Origin of the sequence: Euzebya rosea (assembly GCF_003073135.1) — a bacterium.
GTDB lineage: Bacteria > Actinomycetota > Nitriliruptoria > Euzebyales > Euzebyaceae > Euzebya > Euzebya rosea.
Genome location: NZ_PGDQ01000004.1, coordinates 264,911 through 281,800, shown reverse-complemented (window position 1 = coordinate 281,800; position 16,890 = coordinate 264,911). Strand labels below are relative to the sequence as shown.

Genomic DNA, 16,890 nt, shown 5'->3' with positions numbered 1-16,890 from the left:
GTGAACGGGGAGACCAACGTCGTCCCCTCCTTTCCGTACCTCGCGGAATCGTGGGTGCTCGGTGCGGGTGGCCGGTCTCCTGGCTTCCGGGTCGTCGGCCGCATGGGCCGTGCGCGAACACCTCGCCCTTCCCAGCACGCGGCCAGTGGGACTGCCAAATGAGGCGTTCGCTCCCCCGGTCACAGTGGCGAGGACCGCGCCGGTATCACACCGGACTTCCCGAGCACCACCGCAGGTGAGCGGCGTCACCGTACCCGTCGGTCATCGGAGGGACAAACGGCGACCACCACCCCCGCCGACCTACGCTGCGTCCCATGCGTTCGACGTTCCTCCTCGCCGCCCTGCTCGTGGTCCTCCAGGCGCTCCCCGCCAGCGCCCACACCGAGCTGGACACGACCGTGCCCGCCGCCGACAGCGAGGTCCTCGACCCGCCGTCGGAGGTCGTGCTGGACTTCACCGCAGCGCTGCTGCCCGACAGCGAGCCGGCCGTCCGGGTGATCGATCCCAACGGCGACGACCTCGTCGCCGCACCGCCCACCCTCGAGGGCGCCACCGTCACCGTGCCCCTCAACCTGGCGGTGACCCCGGGCCCGCATCGCGTCGACTGGGCGATCACCGCCGCCGACGGGGACGATCAGACGGGCAGCTTCACCTTCGTCTTCGCCCCACCTGCCGACGTCGCCACACCGCCGGGTGCGGTGGTCCCCACCGAGTCAGCCCCGACCGAGGCAGTCCCGACCGAGTCGGCGGACTCCGCGACGGGACCGGCAGACCCCACCCCCTCGCCCGCCGAGGCCACTGACCCAGGGCCCGCACCCGAGGCGAGCGAGCCCACGGCGACGCCGTCAGCGGTTCCAGGGGATCCCGAGGCCGCGTCGACGACGACCCGTGCACTCGTCGTCGTGGCGGCTTTCTTCGCCGTCCTCGGCGTGGGCGCGGTGATGCTCGCCCGCGCCCGCCGGGACGGCAGCGAGGAGTGACCTACTCGCCGTGGAGCTGTCCGGCCAGGTAGTTCTCGATGCCGATCCGCTCGATCGCGTCGAGCTGCGACTCGAACCAGTCGGCGTGGGTCTCCTCGTCGCGGACCATCTCCTCGAACACCGCGGCGGAGCCGTGGTCACCGAGGTCGTGGCACTCCTTGGCGGCGGCGTTGAACGTCGCGACGGCCAGCTTCTCGCTCTCCAGCGCCAGCGACAGCATCTCCTGGGCGTTCTCGCCGACGGTGATGGCGTTGAGGCGCTGCACGTTGGGGTGCCCGTCGAACATCAGGATCCGCTCGATCAGCTCGTCGGCGTCCTTCATCTCGTCGATGGAGTAGTCGTAGAACCGCTTGCCGAGCTTCGGGAAGCCCCAGCTCTCCAGCATCTTGGCGTGCAGGAAGTAGGTGTTCGTGACGGTGAGCTCGAAGGTGAGCGCGTCGTTGAAGAGCTCGACGATGCGAGGGCTGACCGGTTGCATTGGTGAGGTCCTTCTGGAGGCGGGTGGCGGCCGGAGTATGTCAGACGCGGACGGCGTCGACAGCCCTCGCCCCGACGGTGTCACGGGACAGCAGCTGGGCGTGCACCGGCTCGCCCGCGGGGGCGTCGTCGCAGGCCAGCTCGGTCACCAGCGACGGGCAGCTGCCGCACACCATGTTCCGCAGCGTGGGGACGCAGCCGCCGCACGCGGTACCGGCCCCGGTCAGGGCGGCGACCTGCCGGACGGAGGTGCATCCCTCCGCGACGGCGGCCTCGATCTGGCGGTCGGTGACGACCTTGCACTGGCAGACGTACATGGAGGTTAGGTTAGCCTAACTATCCGTCGTACGACAAAACGGATGAGGGCCCGTCGCACGGCCGACGGGCCCTCCTCCAGCAAGTCGGAGCCTCAGTCGGTCTTGACCAGGGTGCCGAGGTACAGCTCGATGACCTTGGGGTCCTTCAGCAGCTCCAGGCCGGTGCCGGTGTAGGCGTCACGCCCCTGGTCCAGCACGTACCCGCGGTCGCAGATCTTCAGGCACTGCTGGGCGTTCTGCTCGACCATGACGATCGTCACGCCCGCGTCGTTGATCTGCTTGACGCGGTGGAAGACTACGCCCTGGTTCGCCGGGGACAGGCCGGCCGACGGCTCGTCCAGGAACAGGACGCTGGGGTCCATCATCAGGGCACGGCCCATGGCGACCATCTGTCGCTCGCCGCCCGACAGCGAGCCCGCCCGCTGCTTGCGACGGTCCGCCAGCTTGGGGAACAGGCCGGCCACGAAGTCGAACCGCTCGTTGAACATCGACGGGCGCAGGTAGACGCCCATCTCGAGGTTCTCCTCGATGGTCAACGACGGGAAGACGTTGTTGGTCTGCGGGACGTACCCGACACCCTTGTCGACCAGCTCGTGGGCGGTCATGCCGGTGATGTCGTTCTCCCGGAGGATGACGTGGCCGTCACGCACCTCCACCAGGCCGAACATGGCCTTGATGAGGGTCGACTTGCCGGCGCCGTTGGGGCCGATGATGCCGACCAGCTCGCCCTCGCGGACGTGGATGTTGGCGCCGTTGAGGATGTTGACACCGGGCAGGTAGCCGGCGATCAGGTTCTCGGCGTACAGGACCGACTCGGCGGCCGATGGCGGCCGGCCGGCCTCGCTGAGGGCCTCGGCGCCGTGATGCGATGCGGCCTCGTCGACGACCTTCTGCCGCGCCGCGGCGATCTCTTCGTCGTGGCTCATCGCTGCTCCTCCTGCTCCGCCTCGATGTCGGACAGGGCGACCTCGCCCTCTCCTTCGGAGCCACCCAGGTAGGCCCGGATGACCGTTTCGTTGGTGCCGATGGACGACGGGGGCCCTTCGGCGATGACACGTCCCTCGGCCATGACCACGACCCAGTCGGAGATGTCCATGACGACGTCCATGTCGTGCTCGACGAAGACCACCGTCATGCCGAGCTCGTCGCGCAGGCTCTTGACGTGGCCGAGCAGGGACTGCACCAGGGCCGGGTTCACACCGGCCATGGGCTCGTCGAGGCAGACCAGCTCGGGCTCGACCATGAGCGCACGGGCCATCTCCAGCAGCTTGCGCTGCCCACCGGAGAGGGTGCCGGCGAGGTCCTCGCGCTTGGCGTCCAGCTTGAACCGGGCGAGCAGCTCGTCGGCCCGCTCGGTGATCTCGGCCTCCTGCTTCTTCCACATCCCGGGGATGACGGCGGGCAGGAACCGTTCGCCGGTCTGGCCGGTGCCGGCCAGCCGCATGTTCTCGATGACGCTCATGCGGTTCAGCGACTTGGTCAGCTGGAAGGTGCGGACCATGCCGTACTGGGCGACCTTGTGCGCGGGGACCCCGCCGAGGTCGTGGCCGTCGAAGGACCACGTGCCCTCCGTCGGCGAGTCGAACCCGGTCATCAGGTTGAAGAACGTCGTCTTGCCCGCACCGTTGGGACCGATCAGCGCGGTGATCAGGCCGCGCTGGATCTCCAGGTGCTGCACGTCGACGGCGGTCAGGCCACCGAAGCTGCGGCGGACGCCGTCGACGATCAGGACGGGGTCGGGCTTGGCGACGCCGGGCTCGGGCGCGACGTCGTCCAGGATCCGACGATCCACGATGGTCGGGCGGGTGGCCGCGGTCTTGTCAGCGGGCATCGAGCAGCATCTCCTCTTTGTTGCCGAAGATCCCCTGCGGCCGGAACGCCATCAGCAGCGCCAGCATGAGGCCGACGAGGATGAAGCGGATCGGGCCGATCTCCTGGGTCGCGATGATCGACTCGCTGATGATCCCGCCCTCGATGAGCTCACGCATCAGGGTGTCGAGGCCAGCGGTCAGGAACAGGAAGATGAACGTCCCCACGATGGGACCCCAGATGGTGCCGGCACCACCCAGGATGATGATGACGTAGGCGAAGAACGTCCGGACGGGGATGTAGGTGTCGGGGTTGACCGCCTGGGTGCCCATGGCGAGGAAGATCCCGCCCAGCGCACCGAAGATGCCGCCGAGGATCAGCGCCTGCATCTTGTAGGAGAAGACGTTCTTGCCCAGGGCACGTGCGGCGTCCTCGTCCTCGCGGATGGACTTCAGCACACGCCCCCAGGGCGACCGCATCAGCGACCAGGTCCAGAAGGTCAGCAGGGCCACCAGGGCCCAGCCGACGACCATGACCCACAGCTGCTGGCCGGAGTAGTTGAGCGCCCCGAAGTACCGATCACTCGGCCCGTCGGGGAACGGGTTGATGACGAAGAAGTCACCGGCGAACTGCTGCAGGCCGAACACCGAGTTGGTGATGGGGCGGGCGACGTCGGAGCGGAAGACGAACCGCAGGATCTCCGCCGCCGCGATGGTGGTGATGGCCAGGTAGTCGCTGCGCAGCCGCAGCGTCGGTGCGCCCAGCAGGAGGGCGAGGATGACGGCCAGCAGGATGCCGACGAGCACGCCGACGACGAGCGGTTGCCCGCAGGGGCCGATCTGGTCGGCTGCGGTCTGGGTGGCCGCCACGTCGGGACACGGCCGGCCCATGATCGCCACGCCGTAGGCGCCGACGAGCATGAAGCCCACCTGCCCGAAGTTCAGCAGGCCGGTGTAGCCGAAGTGGATGTTGAGGCCGATGGCGGCGAGGGCGAACACGACGGCTTCGACGCCGAACGCGGCCCTGAAGCCATCGATGAGTACGTTTCCGAGATCCATGGTTTCCGGTGCTCCCGCTCTACCCGAACCGTTCGGCCTTGCCGAGCAAGCCCTGGGGCTTGATCAGCAGGACGATGATGAGGATGACCAGGGCCCACACGAACTTGAGCTGCACCGAGAAGAACGCGGTGGACACCTGGCTGATGACGCCGACGACGAGTGAACCGACCATCGCGCCGTAGGCCGTGCCGATGCCGCCCAGGATCATCCCGGCGAACATCAGCAGGAGCAGGTTGAAGCCCATGTTGAAGTTGACCTGCTCGGTGGTGCCCAGCAGCACCCCACCGAAGGCCGAGAGCCCGCCACCGAGCAGCCACACGAACCGGATGACCCGGTCCACGTCGATGCCGGAGGACTCCGCGAGGTCCTTGTTGTCGGCGACGGCACGGAGGGCCTTGCCGATCTTGGTCCGCTGCAGCATCAGGCCGATGCCGACGAGGACCGCGGTCGACAGGATGATGATCCACAGGTCCCGGGGGACGATGGAGATGGGGCCCAGGTCGATGGCCGACTGGATGTTGTAGTTGGTGTAGGGGCGGGTGCCGCCGCCGTACACGATCTGGATGACGTTGCGGATGATGAAGGAGATGCCGATGGAGATCACCAGCATCGAGATCAGGCCGACACCGCGCTTGCGCAGGGGGGCCCAGATGCCGCTCTCCATCGCACCACCGGCACCGGCGCCGACCGCCACGGCGATGATCGCCGCGAGGATCAGGTGCCAGCCGGGGCCGGCAGGTGAGGCGTTGAAGAGGAACGCCACGACCGCGCCGAGGGTGACCAGCTCGCCGTGGGCGAAGTTGACCAGCCCGGTGGTGCCGAAGATCAGCGACAGGCCGATCGCCGTGATGGCGATGATCGAGCCGAGCTTCAGCCCGTCGACGAACAGCTGCGGCACGGCGCTGAGCTTGTCGGAGAACGTCGAGTCGCTCGGCCCGCCGGCGATGACCCCGCCGTCGGCGTCGGTCTCGTCGAGGGGGAACAGCGCGTTGCCCGTACGGCCCGGCTGCACGTTCTGGTTGCGTTCCGACACGTCACCGCGGGGGACGAGCCCCTCCGGCAGGGTCGTGACGTCCAGCGAGACGACGTAGGCGCCGGGACCGGGCAGCTCGAGCCTGACCTCACCGTTCTCGTCGGTCTGTCCGCTGGCCACCTCCGCCCCGGCTTCGTCGGCGACGGTGATCGTCACGCCGGCGTGTCGGACCTGGTCGGGTCCGGCACCAGAGAACACCCGTCCGAGCACCGCTTCGCCGGTGTCCTGGGCCGAGGCGGGGGTGACCGCCAGCGGTGCCAGGAGTACGGCGAGCAGCACGAGCAGGCCGCCGAGCGCGAGCCGAGGTCCTCGGTCGCGGCTCGGCAAGAGCCAGGTCATCCGCACGTCTTGCTCCTCGTCAGTGGTTGCGTTGGTGTCCGGCCATGGGCTGTCGCGGCGACAACGGTCGGGCGGACGGTGACGCGGGCCGGAGGGGTGGATGTCCACGGCCTCGGAGGCGATGGCCCGCTGGTGCAGCCCTGAGCGCCGCGCGATCGCAACGTGGGCACACCTGATGTGATTGTGATTCGACGCCCGCCGCCGATCTCCTCCAACGACTTCTCGACGGCGTCTGCCGCCCGGGCGTTGACGCATCGTAATCCAGCGTCCGCCACGAATGACGGCTTCTGCCCCAAGCAGTTCACCGTTCGTTGACTCGTCGTCGACGTTCGGAACGGTCAGCGGAGGAGGTCGATGACCTGCTCGACGTCCCGACCGGGGAACCACTCGGTGAAGATGCGCTCGTAGGTGCCGTCGGCGACGACGCCGTCGAGGGCTTCGTTGACCGCCGTCCGCAGCGGCGCGTTGTCCTCGGCGAGGCCGATGCCGTACCGCTCCGACGTCGGCACCTCCTCCACCAGCACGACGGAGCCCTCGCGCGCCTGCTCCACGAGGGCGTCGGTGTCCATGAAGATCGCGTCGACGGCACCGGCCGACAGCGCCCCCAGCGCCGTCGCGCGGTCGGCGTAGCTGGCGATCTCCGCGTCGAGGAAGGACGCGGTGGCGTAGGCCTCGCCCGTGGTGTCGGCCAGGACCGCGACGGTCACGTCGGAGGAGAGGTCCTCCACCCCCGTCAGGTCACTGCCCGGCGGTGCGGCGAGGCCCTGTGATCCCACGAAGTAGGGGTGGGAGAAGTCGATGACCTCCTCGCGCTGGTTGGTGATCGTGATGGCGGCGATCACGACGTCCACCTCGCCGGTGGTCACGGCGCCCGTCAGGTTCGGGAAGGGCATGTCGACCCAGACCGGTTCCAGGCCCATGCGCGAGGCGACCTCGGCCATGAGGTCGACGTCGAAGCCCCTGATCCCGTCGTCCTCGCCGCGGCCGACGAACGGCAGGAAGTCGGCGTTGGTCCCGACGACGAGCACGCCCGGTGTGGCCAGGCCGAGCTGCCCTTCCTGCACCGCTTCGCTGACCTGCTCGGCGGCCTCCTGCAGCTGCTCCCCCGAGACGGCGACCGCTTCGTCCAGGGCGTCGAGGGCCTCGGAGGCAAGGGTGGCGATCTCGGCCTGCGCCGCACGCTCCTCGTCGCTGGAGTCACCCCCACCGCAGGCGGCGGCGAGCAGGCCCACGACGAGCAGCACGACGAGACCCCATCCACGGCCACCCACCGGGGGGCCGGGCTGTCCGTGTCGCACGCTGCCTCCGACTGATCGTGATGCCGGACCCAGCGGGCCCCTGTCCACATGGCCAAGGATAGGCCGACCCCGACCGGTTCGGCACCTCGAGGAGGACTCCGACGCAACATCGTCGAAACACCCAACTATCGCGATCGTTGCCTGATCGCGGTACGTTGCCGAGAACCGTCAAGGGCTCACCGAGCCCATCATCATTCAGGAGAAACCCCCCAATGTCACTCGCACGAGCCCTCCGCGTTCTCGCGGCAGCCATGATCCTTGCCCTCGCCCTCGCGGCGTGCAGCTCCGACGACACCACCGAGTCCGACGACGCCTCGGGGTCGGCCACCAGCACCGCCGACGAGGAGGCAGGCGATGACGAAGAGGCTGCTGAGGGCGACGCCCCGGCGGACCTGACGCTGGTCTCCGACGGCAACCTGACCGTCTGCACCGAGGCCCCCTACGCGCCCTTCGAGGTCGAGGACCCCGACTCCGACACCGGCTTCGGCGGCTTCGACATCGACGTCGTCGACGAGATCGCCACCCGCCTCGGCCTGGAGCTGGCCGTCGTCAACACCGGCTTCGACGCCCTGACCTCCGGGACCGCGATGGCCTCCGGGACCTGCGACATGGCGATCTCCGCCATGACCATCACCGAGGAGCGCGAGGAGAACATCGACTTCTCCGACCCGTACTACAACGCGGCCCAGTCCCTGATGGTCCCCGCTGACTCGGGCATCACCAGCCTGGCCGAGGTCGAGGGCCGCCTGGGCGTGCAGTCCGGCACCACCGGCGAGGCCTACGCCACCGAGAACGCCCCCGACACCGCCGAGCTGGTCGCCTTCGACGCCGGCGCGGACCTGTTCACCGCCCTGGCCGCTGGTGACATCGTCGGCATCCTGCAGGACCTGCCGGTCAACATCGACCGTGCGCAGCAGGAGGACTCCCTGTCCGTCGTCGAGACCTACGAGACCGACGAGGAGTACGGCATGGCCTTCGAGCAGGACGCCAGCGCCGACCTGATCGAGGCCGTCAACGCGGCCCTCGCCGAGATGCGCGAGGACGGCACCTACGACACGATCTACGACTCCTACTTCTCCGAGGCGTAGCACCCGGGATCGGTCCGGGGCTCCTCCATCGGGGGGACCCCAGGCCGTAGCCTCTGACGCGGGGGAGCCCATCGGGCTCTCCCGCGTATGACGTTCAGGACGGAAGGACCGGCGGATGAGCGTGACCGAAGACACCGGCAGCGACCTCTCCAGCAGCGCGGGCAAGGGGATGTCGCCCGCCCGCAAACAGCAGCTTCGGCAGTACGTCCTGTACGGCGTGCTGGTGCTGGCGGCCCTCGGCTTCGCCCTCGGTGCCGACATCGAGGCGATCCAGAAGTCGTTCCTCAACACCGAGATCGCCGCGGACATGTTCCCCGAGGTGGTCACCCAGGCCGCGAAGAACACGCTGCTGTACACCGCGACGTCGTTCGTGTTCGGCCTGGTCTTCGGCTTGCTGCTGGCCCTGATGCGCCTGTCGGTCGTCGCCCCGTACCGCTGGATCGCACGGACCTACATCGAGTTCTTCCGGGCGCTCCCCGCGCTGGTCACCATCCTGCTGATCGGCTTCGCCGTCCCGATCGCCTTCGACGTCGACATCCCCGGCGGGACCTTGGGCAAGGCCACGCTGGGGCTCGGCATGGTGGCCGCGGCCTACATGGCCGAGACGATCCGTGCCGGCATCGAGGCCGTGCCCAAGGGGCAGGTCGAGGCCGCCCGATCGTTGGGCATGAGCGGGTTCTGGACGCTGACGTCGATCGTCATCCCCCAGGCGTTCCGCATCATCATCCCGCCGTTGACCAACGAGCTGGTGCTGCTGATCAAGGACACGTCGCTGCTGTTCGTCCTCGGGACGACGCCGGGGTCCAAGGAGCTGCTGAAGTTCGGCCGCGACCTGCAGAACACCACGTTCAACGGCACGCCCCTCATCGTGGTGGCCGTGGTGTACGTGGCGATCACGCTGCCGCTGACCTTCCTGGTGGCGCAGCTCGAGAAGCGGAACAAGGCGGCCCTGTGATGAGCGCACCCTCCTCCCCCACCGAGACCGGCCGCAGCGCCGCCGCGATCGACGTGCAGAAGCTGCACAAGTACTTCGGCGACCTCGAGGTGCTGAAGGGCATCGACTTCCACGTGTCCCGCGGCGAGGTCGTCTGCGTGATCGGCCCGTCGGGGTCCGGCAAGTCCACGCTGCTGCGGTGCGTCAACCGCCTCGAGGAGCCGACCGACGGCCGGATCGTCATCAACGGCACCGACATCACCGATCCCCACGTCGACCTCGACCGGGTCCGGACGGCCATCGGGATGGTGTTCCAGCAGTTCAACCTGTTCCCCCACCTCGACGTACTGCACAACCTGACCATCGCCCAGCGACGTGCGCTGAAGCGCAAGCAGGGCGAGGCCGAGGAGGTCGCCAAGCGCAACCTCGAACGGGTCGGCCTGTCGGAGAAGGTGCACGCCTACCCCGGCCAGCTGTCCGGCGGCCAGCAGCAGCGCGTGGCCATCGCCCGTGCGCTGTCGATGGACCCCGAGATGATGCTCTTCGACGAGCCCACGTCCGCCCTGGACCCCGAGCTGGTCGGCGAGGTACTGCAGGTCATGAAGGACCTGGCCAGCGAGGGCATGACGATGATGGTCGTCACCCACGAGATGGGCTTCGCCCGCGAGGTCGCCGACCGCGTGGTCTTCATGGACGGCGGCGTCGTCGTGGAGGAGAACACCCCGGAGGAGCTGCTGGAGAACCCCCAGCACGAACGAACGAAGCAGTTCCTGTCCATGGTGCTCTGAGGACACGAATCCCCGAGCGTCAGCGAGGGGTGAGGCCCGGAGGAGCACCAGGGGGGTCGAAGGGGGGCGAAGCCTGCGGAGCCCCCCTGGGAGAGAATGGTGCTGTAGGAGGATCCGAGCCGCCGAGCGAAGCGAGGCCTCGCGAGGCCCGCACGGAAGCACCACCGGCGTCAGCCGGATCAGCAAGCATGGTGCTCTGAGGACACGAATCCCCGAGCGCCAGCGAGGGGTGAGGCCCGGAAGAGCACCAGGGGGGTCGAAGGGGGGCGAAGCCTGCGAGCCCGCTCCCCGCGAGTTGTGCAGTTCGGCGACGTGGTCGTCGACGCTGCACGAGCGTCGCGCCGATTCGTGCAGTTCAGCCAACGCTGCCGCGAAGGTGCACGAGACGCGAGAGGGACCCGGCTGGACGGCCAGCCGAGGCGCTGGGTACCCCAGGCGGTGGCTACCCCTCGCCCTCGAACTTCTCGATGACCTGCTCGGCGACGAGCTTCATGGTCAGGCGTTCCTCCATGGCGGCCTTCTGGATCCAGCGGAACGCCTGGGGTTCGGTGAGGCCCTCGTGCTCCATGAGCAGGCCCTTCGCGCGGTCCACGACCTTGCGCGCCTCCAGCCGGTCGGTCAGCGTGCCGACCTCGGCCTCGAGCCCCTGCAGGTCCTTGAAGCGTCCGGCGGCGATCTCGATGGCGGGCAGCAGGTCGTGCTTCTGGAAGGGCTTGACGAGGTAGGCCATGGCGCCGGCCCGGCGGGCCTTCTCGATCAGGTCCCGCTGGCTGAACGCGGTCAGGATCAGCACGGCGGAGAGGCGTTCGCCGGTGATCTGCTCAGCGGCTTGGATGCCGTCCATGACGGGCATCTTCAGGTCGAGGATGCACAGGTCCGGGCGCAGCTCGCGGGCCATGCGGACGGCGGTTGCCCCGTCGGAGACCTCCGACACCACGTCGAAGCCCTCTTCCAGCAGCATTTCCTTGAGGTCGAGGCGGATCAGCGCCTCGTCCTCGGCGATCAGTACCCGGATGGGGGCGGCAGCGTCGGTCATGCGGTGGATAATCCCTGTAGGTGTGGACGAGCGCTCAGCCTAGTCGAGCATCTGCTCCAGCAGGGTGTCCTGCTCCAGGAGCAGACGGTCCCGAGCGGCCTTGACTTCGTCTCGTTGGCGTCGTGTGCGGTCCAGGTCGGACCGTGCAGCGCGGTGTTCCCGAGCTGCCACGTCGTGCCCGGCGACGACCGCATCGGTCTGCGCGTCGGACTCGACCTGGCTGAGGAACATCAGCTGTTCGTCGAGGACCGCCAGCTGGCGGTCCAGGTCGGCGACCTTGCCCCGGATGCGCATCAGCTTCCGAGCCGCCCGGTCACGGGCAGAGGGGAACGGATTGCGCATGCGGTGACGAGCTCCGGTCGGCGACGGGTACCCCCGGTGGGATTCGAACCCACACTGGCACGAGTTTGAGTCGTGTGTCTCTGCCGGTTGGACTACGGGGGCGGGGCAGGGAATGGTAGCGCCACGAGCGCTCGGGACGAATGCCCCTCCACGGTGCGGGGTAGATCTGTGCGAACCTTGCCGACGCGTCGTGCTCGGACACCGGCACAGACCCGCTTGTCGGCCCCACGCTCCCCACCCCCCGGAGACCCACACATGAAGATCGCCATGACCGGAGCCAGCGGCCTGATCGGCTCGCGGCTGTCCGCTGACCTCACCGCCGACGGACACCAGGTCGTGCCGATGGTGCGCCGCCACGCCAGCGCCGGGGAGATCCAGTGGCGCCCCGAGGGCCCGCTCGACCCGTCCGCCCTGCGCGGCATCGACGTCGTCGTGCACCTGGCCGGGGAGTCGATCGGTGCCGGCCGGTGGACCGACAAGCAGAAGCAGCGGATCATGGAGAGCCGCCGACAGGGCACGACCACGATCGCCGAGGCGGTCGCCCGGGCCGACGGGGGTCCGCGTGTGCTGGTCTCGGCGAGCGCGGTCGGCCTGTACGGCAACCGCGGCGATGAGGTCATCACCGAGAAGACCCCTCCCGGCGACGACTTCCTGGCCGAGGTCGTGAAGGTGTGGGAGGAGTCCGCCGACCCCGCCCGCGACGCCGGCGTGCGGGTGGTGCATCCCCGGTTCGGGATCGTGCTCGACCCCTCGGGCGGTGCGCTGCAGAAGATGCTGCCGCTGTTCAGGCTCGGTGCAGGTGGCCGGTTCGGGTCGGGCGAGCAGTGGTGGCCGTGGGTCGCCATCGACGACGTGTCGGGGGCCGTCCGGTGGGCGATCGCCAACGAGGACGCCAACGACGCCTACAACGTCACCGCCCCCAACCCGACGACGAACGCCGAGTTCACCGAGGTCCTGGCCGACGTGCTGAACCGCCCGGCGTTCCTGCCCGTCCCGGCGTTCGGGCCCAAGCTGCTGCTCGGCGAGCTGGCCGACGCGCTGCTGTTCCACTCCCAGCGCGTCGAGCCGGCACGCCTGCTGGCCGACGGCTACGCGTTCGCCTTCCCCGACCTGGGCCCGGCGCTGCGCCACGTCCTGGGGCGCTGACACCCCGGGCCGCCTGTCGGGTGTTCACCACGGGCGGCCCGTTACCCGACACGCGTCCGGTCGTCGGCGCCCGGTGACCACGCCGCTTGTCGGGTGATGACCACGGGCGGCCCGTTGCCCGACACGCGTGGTCAGGCGGTGACGGGGGTGGTCCAGCCGAAGGTGTCCTCGACCTCGGCTCGCTGGATGGCGGTGAGGGCGGCACGGAGCTCGGTCGTCATCGGGCCGGGCTGGCCGTCACGGACGGTCAGGCGCTCGCCGTCGACGACCAGCGCGCCGACCGGGGCCAGCACGGCCGCGGTGCCCGACAGCGCAGCTTCGGCGGTACCGATGCGGCTGGTGAGCTCCTCCACGGTGATCGTGCGCTCCTCGACGTCGAAGCCGTGCTCCTTGGCGAGCGTCAGCACCGAGTCGCGGGTGATGCCGTGCAGGAAGGAGGAGTCCAGCGCCCGGGTGATGATCGTGCGGTCCTCGATCATCATGAAGTTGGCGGCGCCGGTCTCCTGGACCTCGCCGTTCGGGGCGAAGAGGACCTGGTCGGTGCCGTGCTCGGCCGCGTACCGGCGGGTCACGCCGAGCGCCATGGCGTAGTTGGCGCCGGTCTTGACCTCACCGAACTGCGGCGTGGTGCGGGGCAGGTCGGTCTCCACACCCAGGACGAGGGTCTTGGAGGAGTCGAAGTAGTCGCCGACCGGGGAGGCCAGGACGTACAGCAGCCCCTGGTTGGAGGCACGGGCGGCCGCACCGATGTTGGGTTCGGTGCCGATCATCGCCGGGCGCAGGTACAGCGCGCCGGGCGGGTCGGGGACCTCCTCGAGGTTGGCCCGGACCACGTCGGTGATCATGCCGGCCAGGACGTCGGCGTCGGGCACCGGCAGGAACAGCGCCCGGCAGGACCGCTGCATGCGGGCGACGTGGGCCTCGAGACGGAAGATGCGGACCGTCCCGTCAGCACCCTTGTGGGCCTTCAGCCCCTCGAAGCACGCCGAGCCGTAGTGCAGGACGTGGGCGGCCGGGGACAGCTGCAGGGGCTCCACCGGCCCCAGTACCGGTTCGTCGAACGCCCCGTCGGTGAAGGTGGCCATTGCCATGACCTTCGCGAATGCGGATCCGAACGACGTCGCCACGACGGTGTCCTCCTGAGTCGGTGTGTACGTGGTCTGCACAGGGTAGGGCAGATGACCGGGCCAGTGCGTACGCCACTCCGGCCGGGCGGGGTGCAGCCTTCAGCCGGACTCAGGCCGATGCGCCGTCCTGCGCCAGCTCGATCGTGCGGGTGATGACGTCGGTGACCAGGCCCGGGTCGTCGGGCATGGGGACGTGTCCGAGGCCCTTGAGCGTGATCAGGCGGGCGTCGGGCAGCAGGGCCTTCCACCGCTGGCCCTGCCACGGGAACAGCAGCATGTCGCGGCTGCCCCAGGCGATCGTCACGGGCACCGTCGGGGGCGGCAGGTGGTCGATCTCGTCGACGGCGTCCAGGGTCTCCTCGAACGCCGTCGACCGTGCGGGCGCGGCCATCGCCGACCGGGCGTAGGACGGGGTCATCCGACCCGGCTTGCCGAACATGACGCCCAGCAACGCCTTCCGGCCGATCGCCGTGTCGGAGAACACGCCGAGCGGCAGCAGCCGGGACGGGACGGCCTTGGCGACCCGCAGCAGGCCGTGGGCCCACGGCTTCTCCCAGCCGCGGATCATGCCGCCGGGTGACAGCGCGGTCGCCGACATGGCACGGCCGCGGCTGGCCATGCGGATGGCGATCAGGCCGCCGAGGGAGTTGCCGGCCACGTGAGCCCGGTCCCAGCCGAGGGCGTCCATGACCTGCTCGCAGAAGGCCGCAAGGCTGTGGTCGTCGGGCGTGTGGTCGAGGGCCGGCGCGCCGCCGAAGCCGGGCAGGTCGATGGCGACGACGTCGAAGCGGGCACCGAGCAGGCTGATGACGGGGTCCCAGGCCTCCTTGCAGTGGCCCAGCCCATGGATCAGCAGCAGCGGTTCGCCGTTGCCGGCTCCGACGCGGGTGACGTGTTCGGCGAGGTAGGACTCCATGGCACGAAGCTACGGAAGTGGAGGACCTCTCTGCCAATCCGTGTGCGCAGGTCGAGTTCGGCTCGTGCGGGCCCGGCCTGTACCGTGCCGGCCGATGCGCGTGCTGCAGGTGGCCTGGGAGTACCCGCCCAGGCTGTTCGGCGGCCTGGGCCGACATGTCGAGGGCCTGTCCGCCGCGCTGGCCGCCGCGGGCGTCGACGTGACCGTCCTGACCCCGGCGTGGGAAGGGGCCGAACCGCCTGCCGCGACCGGCGTACGGGTGCTGCGCGCCGCCGCCCCTCCGGAGCCGTTGCCCGACGATCGCTGGCTGGCCGAGGTGCTCGACGCCAACGTCGCGATGGCCGAGCGTGCCCTGTCCAGCGGCGTGGCGGTGGACGTGCTCCATGTCCACGACTGGATGGCCGGGCATGCCGCCCGGGTCCTGGCGCCCGCGATGGGCGTCCCGGTCGTGGCCACCGTCCACGCGACCGAGCGTGGCCGTCACCAGGGCCACCTGCCGCCCGGGTTCTCGGCGTGGATCGACGCGCAGGAACGGGCGCTGGTCGACCTCGCCGACCGTGTCGTCGTGTGCTCCACCCCGATGGTGGAGGCCGCGACCACCTGGCTGGGCGCGCCGACGGCTGACGTCGTGCCCAACGGGGTCGACCCGGCTCGCTGGCGACCATCTCGGGTCCGGCGACGTCACGACCGGGTGGTCTTCGCCGGCCGGCTGGAGTACGAGAAGGGCGTGCAGGTCCTGATGGCGGCGACCGATGGCCTGCCGCTGGACGTGCGCATCGCCGGACGGGGCTCGTACGGACCTGCGCTGCGCCGCGATGCCCACGACGGCGTCCGCTTCGAGGGGCACCTCCCCCAGCCGGCGCTGGCCCGGTTGCTCGCCTCGGCGGCCATCGTCGTCGTGCCGTCGCTGTACGAGCCGTTCGGCCTGGCCGCCCTCGAGGCCATGGCGGCGGGCACCCCGGTCGTGGTCAGCGACGTCGGCGGCCTGCGCGACCTGGTACCGGACGGGGTCGGCCTGCGTGTCCCGCCGGAGGACCCGGTGGCGCTGCGGACCGCCCTGCGACGGCTGCTGACCGACCGGGCGCTTCGCGAGCGGTTGTCACGGGCGGGGCTCGCCCGGGCCGAGGCCCTGTCCTGGCCGGCCACCGCCCGCCGCTACCGCGACATCTACGACACCCTCGTCACCGTCGAGGAGGGGTAGGCCCCCGGGACGGTCCGACCGCTACTGGACCGGGCCGGTGTGCTCGGCCGGGTGGCCGGTGCGGCGACCCAGCAGCAGCAGGCCACGCACGATGGCGAAGCCGACGAGGCCGACCAGGAGCGCGACGATGGCGTCTCCCGCACTGGCCGGGCCGTGCAGGACGCCCTCCTCGTTCCACGGCCACAGCACCCGCAGTGCCCCGACCATCAGGCCCGTCAGCGCGGCCATGGTCACGGCCAGGCGGTGCTCCAGCAGGTGCGACAGCAGCCGTGAGAAGGCGCCGAGGCCGACCACCGCACCGGCGGCGAACGTGGCGAGGTAGGGCAGGTCGAGGTCGCCGGCCGCCTCGAGCGTGGGCTCGTAGATGCCCAGGGCGAGCAGCAGGAACGCCCCGCTCACCCCGGGGAGGATCATCGCGCAGATGGCCACGGAGGCCGACAGGAACACCCGCCACAGCGGAGGGTGGTCGATGACGATCTCGGGAAGGCCGGTCAGCAGGAACGCCGCGACGGCGAAGACGACGACGAGGGCGACGAGGGGGGTCCTCGACGCCGAGCCGTTCGCGTCGATCGCTTGTGACCACGGCACGGAGAGGCTTCCGACGATCAGCCCGAAGAACAGCGCCGAGGTCTGGACCGGGTAGGCCTCGAGCAGCGGGGGCAGCACGACCGAGCCGAGGCCGAGCGCCAGCAGCATGCCGATGCCGACCGGCAGGACGAACGGCCACGGGACGCCGCGGACGCGTGCCCCTGCGGTCGTGACGTCGCCCCGGACCAGCGCGGTCGGCGCCTGGGCGAGGGTCCGAATGGCCCCGATCAGGCGGGTGTAGATCCCGAGGATCAGGGCGACGGTGCCACCGGACACACCCGGGATCACGTCGGCGGTCCCCATCGCCATGCCCTGCAGCACGCGCAGGCCGAGGGTCGAAGGGGCGCGGTCGTCGGAGGTGCGGTCGGCCGCGGCGGCGACGTCGGCGTTGTGGGTCACGGGTGCGCTCGGTG

Annotated in this window: 18 protein-coding genes, 1 tRNA gene and 1 riboswitch; of the genes, 6 read left to right on the top strand and 13 right to left on the bottom strand. The window is 70.0% G+C overall.

Annotated elements, in window-relative coordinates; genetic code table 11:
- Positions 1 to 52: 52 nt before the first annotated feature.
- Positions 53 to 268: riboswitch (cobalamin riboswitch) on the bottom strand.
- Between the two features lie 46 nt (positions 269 to 314).
- Positions 315 to 980, top strand: coding sequence for a copper resistance CopC family protein (locus CUC05_RS06410; RefSeq protein WP_108665248.1), 666 nt, complete (start codon positions 315 to 317; stop codon positions 978 to 980).
- A gap of 1 nt (position 981) precedes the next feature.
- Here CUC05_RS06410 and bfr read toward each other — a convergent pair whose 3' ends face one another.
- The 7 genes from bfr to CUC05_RS06375 all read right to left on the bottom strand — a co-directional run bounded on the left by bfr (position 982) and on the right by CUC05_RS06375 (position 7,257).
- Positions 982 to 1,458 carry a bacterioferritin gene (gene bfr, locus CUC05_RS06405; protein WP_108665247.1) on the bottom strand — a complete coding sequence of 159 codons (477 nt, stop codon included), beginning with the start codon at positions 1,456 to 1,458 and terminating at the stop codon, positions 982 to 984.
- Positions 1,459 to 1,498: 40 nt separating this feature from the next.
- Positions 1,499 to 1,774: a (2Fe-2S)-binding protein gene (locus CUC05_RS06400; RefSeq protein ID WP_108665246.1), complete on the bottom strand. Its 276-nt coding sequence runs from the start codon at positions 1,772 to 1,774 to the stop codon at positions 1,499 to 1,501.
- Positions 1,775 to 1,866: 92 nt separating this feature from the next.
- Positions 1,867 to 2,700 carry an ABC transporter ATP-binding protein gene (locus tag CUC05_RS06395; protein ID WP_108665245.1) on the bottom strand — a complete coding sequence of 278 codons (834 nt, stop codon included), beginning with the start codon at positions 2,698 to 2,700 and terminating at the stop codon, positions 1,867 to 1,869.
- Positions 2,697 to 3,605 carry an ABC transporter ATP-binding protein gene (locus CUC05_RS06390; protein WP_108665244.1) on the bottom strand — a complete coding sequence of 303 codons (909 nt, stop codon included), beginning with the start codon at positions 3,603 to 3,605 and terminating at the stop codon, positions 2,697 to 2,699. Before CUC05_RS06390 ends, CUC05_RS06395 begins: the two co-directional genes overlap by 4 nt.
- Entirely contained in the window at positions 3,595 to 4,641 is a 1,047-nt protein-coding gene (locus tag CUC05_RS06385; RefSeq protein WP_108665243.1) for a branched-chain amino acid ABC transporter permease, read from the bottom strand. The genes CUC05_RS06390 and CUC05_RS06385 overlap by 11 nt, the downstream gene beginning before the upstream one ends.
- Before the next feature lie 19 nt (positions 4,642 to 4,660).
- Positions 4,661 to 6,013 (bottom strand): ABC transporter permease subunit, encoded by a 1,353-nt coding sequence (locus CUC05_RS06380; RefSeq protein ID WP_108665242.1) that lies wholly within the window; start codon positions 6,011 to 6,013, stop codon positions 4,661 to 4,663.
- A gap of 338 nt (positions 6,014 to 6,351) precedes the next feature.
- On the bottom strand, positions 6,352 to 7,257 hold the full coding sequence (locus CUC05_RS06375; protein ID WP_114476300.1) for an ABC transporter substrate-binding protein: 906 nt from the start codon (positions 7,255 to 7,257) through the stop codon (positions 6,352 to 6,354).
- A 266-nt stretch (positions 7,258 to 7,523) separates the two neighbouring features.
- Here CUC05_RS06375 and CUC05_RS06370 point away from each other — a divergent pair, with 266 nt between their 5' ends.
- The 3 genes from CUC05_RS06370 to CUC05_RS06360 all read left to right on the top strand — a co-directional run bounded on the left by CUC05_RS06370 (position 7,524) and on the right by CUC05_RS06360 (position 10,121).
- Positions 7,524 to 8,399: a transporter substrate-binding domain-containing protein gene (locus tag CUC05_RS06370; RefSeq protein ID WP_205712158.1), complete on the top strand. Its 876-nt coding sequence runs from the start codon at positions 7,524 to 7,526 to the stop codon at positions 8,397 to 8,399.
- Positions 8,400 to 8,514: 115 nt separating this feature from the next.
- Complete coding sequence (locus CUC05_RS06365; RefSeq protein ID WP_205712157.1) at positions 8,515 to 9,354, top strand: amino acid ABC transporter permease; 840 nt, start codon at positions 8,515 to 8,517, stop codon at positions 9,352 to 9,354.
- The gene (locus CUC05_RS06360) at positions 9,354 to 10,121 is read left to right on the top strand and encodes an amino acid ABC transporter ATP-binding protein (protein ID WP_108665239.1); all 768 of its coding nucleotides are present in this window, start codon (positions 9,354 to 9,356) and stop codon (positions 10,119 to 10,121) included. Before CUC05_RS06365 ends, CUC05_RS06360 begins: the two co-directional genes overlap by 1 nt.
- Positions 10,122 to 10,563: 442 nt before the next feature.
- Here CUC05_RS06360 and CUC05_RS06355 read toward each other — a convergent pair whose 3' ends face one another.
- From CUC05_RS06355 to CUC05_RS06345, 3 genes are all read right to left on the bottom strand, one after another.
- Positions 10,564 to 11,157: an ANTAR domain-containing response regulator gene (locus CUC05_RS06355; protein WP_108665238.1), complete on the bottom strand. Its 594-nt coding sequence runs from the start codon at positions 11,155 to 11,157 to the stop codon at positions 10,564 to 10,566.
- Positions 11,158 to 11,196: 39 nt separating this feature from the next.
- Positions 11,197 to 11,499: a hypothetical protein gene (locus tag CUC05_RS06350; protein ID WP_108665237.1), complete on the bottom strand. Its 303-nt coding sequence runs from the start codon at positions 11,497 to 11,499 to the stop codon at positions 11,197 to 11,199.
- A gap of 28 nt (positions 11,500 to 11,527) precedes the next feature.
- Positions 11,528 to 11,601 (bottom strand) — tRNA-Leu (locus CUC05_RS06345).
- A 153-nt stretch (positions 11,602 to 11,754) separates the two neighbouring features.
- On the opposite strand from CUC05_RS06345, the gene CUC05_RS06340 reads away from it, so the two are divergent.
- Positions 11,755 to 12,645, top strand: a complete 891-nt coding sequence (locus CUC05_RS06340; RefSeq protein ID WP_108665236.1) for a TIGR01777 family oxidoreductase — start codon at positions 11,755 to 11,757, stop codon at positions 12,643 to 12,645.
- 131 nt (positions 12,646 to 12,776) lie between these two features.
- Here CUC05_RS06340 and CUC05_RS06335 read toward each other — a convergent pair whose 3' ends face one another.
- The gene (locus CUC05_RS06335) at positions 12,777 to 13,811 is read right to left on the bottom strand and encodes a branched-chain amino acid aminotransferase (protein WP_108665235.1); all 1,035 of its coding nucleotides are present in this window, start codon (positions 13,809 to 13,811) and stop codon (positions 12,777 to 12,779) included.
- A gap of 70 nt (positions 13,812 to 13,881) precedes the next feature.
- Positions 13,882 to 14,688 carry an alpha/beta fold hydrolase gene (locus CUC05_RS06330; RefSeq protein ID WP_108665234.1) on the bottom strand — a complete coding sequence of 269 codons (807 nt, stop codon included), beginning with the start codon at positions 14,686 to 14,688 and terminating at the stop codon, positions 13,882 to 13,884.
- 94 nt (positions 14,689 to 14,782) lie between these two features.
- Between CUC05_RS06330 and CUC05_RS06325 the strand changes: the two genes are divergently transcribed.
- Positions 14,783 to 15,889 carry a glycosyltransferase family 4 protein gene (locus tag CUC05_RS06325; protein WP_170127932.1) on the top strand — a complete coding sequence of 369 codons (1,107 nt, stop codon included), beginning with the start codon at positions 14,783 to 14,785 and terminating at the stop codon, positions 15,887 to 15,889.
- Between the two features lie 21 nt (positions 15,890 to 15,910).
- Here the strand turns inward: CUC05_RS06325 and CUC05_RS06320 are convergent, their stop codons facing one another.
- Positions 15,911 to 16,876: a DUF368 domain-containing protein gene (locus tag CUC05_RS06320; RefSeq protein WP_157965286.1), complete on the bottom strand. Its 966-nt coding sequence runs from the start codon at positions 16,874 to 16,876 to the stop codon at positions 15,911 to 15,913.
- Positions 16,877 to 16,890 lie beyond the last annotated feature (14 nt).

Coding starts and splice junctions, on each gene's coding strand:
- CUC05_RS06355 (WP_108665238.1), bottom strand. CDS start 11,157: ATGACCGACGCTGCCGCCCCCATCCGGGTACTGATCGCCGAGGACGAG.
- CUC05_RS06410 (WP_108665248.1), top strand. CDS start 315: ATGCGTTCGACGTTCCTCCTCGCCGCCCTGCTCGTGGTCCTCCAGGCG.
- CUC05_RS06400 (WP_108665246.1), bottom strand. CDS start 1,774: ATGTACGTCTGCCAGTGCAAGGTCGTCACCGACCGCCAGATCGAGGCC.
- bfr (WP_108665247.1), bottom strand. CDS start 1,458: ATGCAACCGGTCAGCCCTCGCATCGTCGAGCTCTTCAACGACGCGCTC.
- CUC05_RS06380 (WP_108665242.1), bottom strand. CDS start 6,013: ATGACCTGGCTCTTGCCGAGCCGCGACCGAGGACCTCGGCTCGCGCTC.
- CUC05_RS06330 (WP_108665234.1), bottom strand. CDS start 14,688: ATGGAGTCCTACCTCGCCGAACACGTCACCCGCGTCGGAGCCGGCAAC.
- CUC05_RS06385 (WP_108665243.1), bottom strand. CDS start 4,641: ATGGATCTCGGAAACGTACTCATCGATGGCTTCAGGGCCGCGTTCGGC.
- CUC05_RS06350 (WP_108665237.1), bottom strand. CDS start 11,499: ATGCGCAATCCGTTCCCCTCTGCCCGTGACCGGGCGGCTCGGAAGCTG.
- CUC05_RS06395 (WP_108665245.1), bottom strand. CDS start 2,700: ATGAGCCACGACGAAGAGATCGCCGCGGCGCGGCAGAAGGTCGTCGAC.
- CUC05_RS06365 (WP_205712157.1), top strand. CDS start 8,515: ATGAGCGTGACCGAAGACACCGGCAGCGACCTCTCCAGCAGCGCGGGC.
- CUC05_RS06360 (WP_108665239.1), top strand. CDS start 9,354: ATGAGCGCACCCTCCTCCCCCACCGAGACCGGCCGCAGCGCCGCCGCG.
- CUC05_RS06325 (WP_170127932.1), top strand. CDS start 14,783: ATGCGCGTGCTGCAGGTGGCCTGGGAGTACCCGCCCAGGCTGTTCGGC.
- CUC05_RS06390 (WP_108665244.1), bottom strand. CDS start 3,605: ATGCCCGCTGACAAGACCGCGGCCACCCGCCCGACCATCGTGGATCGT.
- CUC05_RS06370 (WP_205712158.1), top strand. CDS start 7,524: ATGTCACTCGCACGAGCCCTCCGCGTTCTCGCGGCAGCCATGATCCTT.
- CUC05_RS06340 (WP_108665236.1), top strand. CDS start 11,755: ATGAAGATCGCCATGACCGGAGCCAGCGGCCTGATCGGCTCGCGGCTG.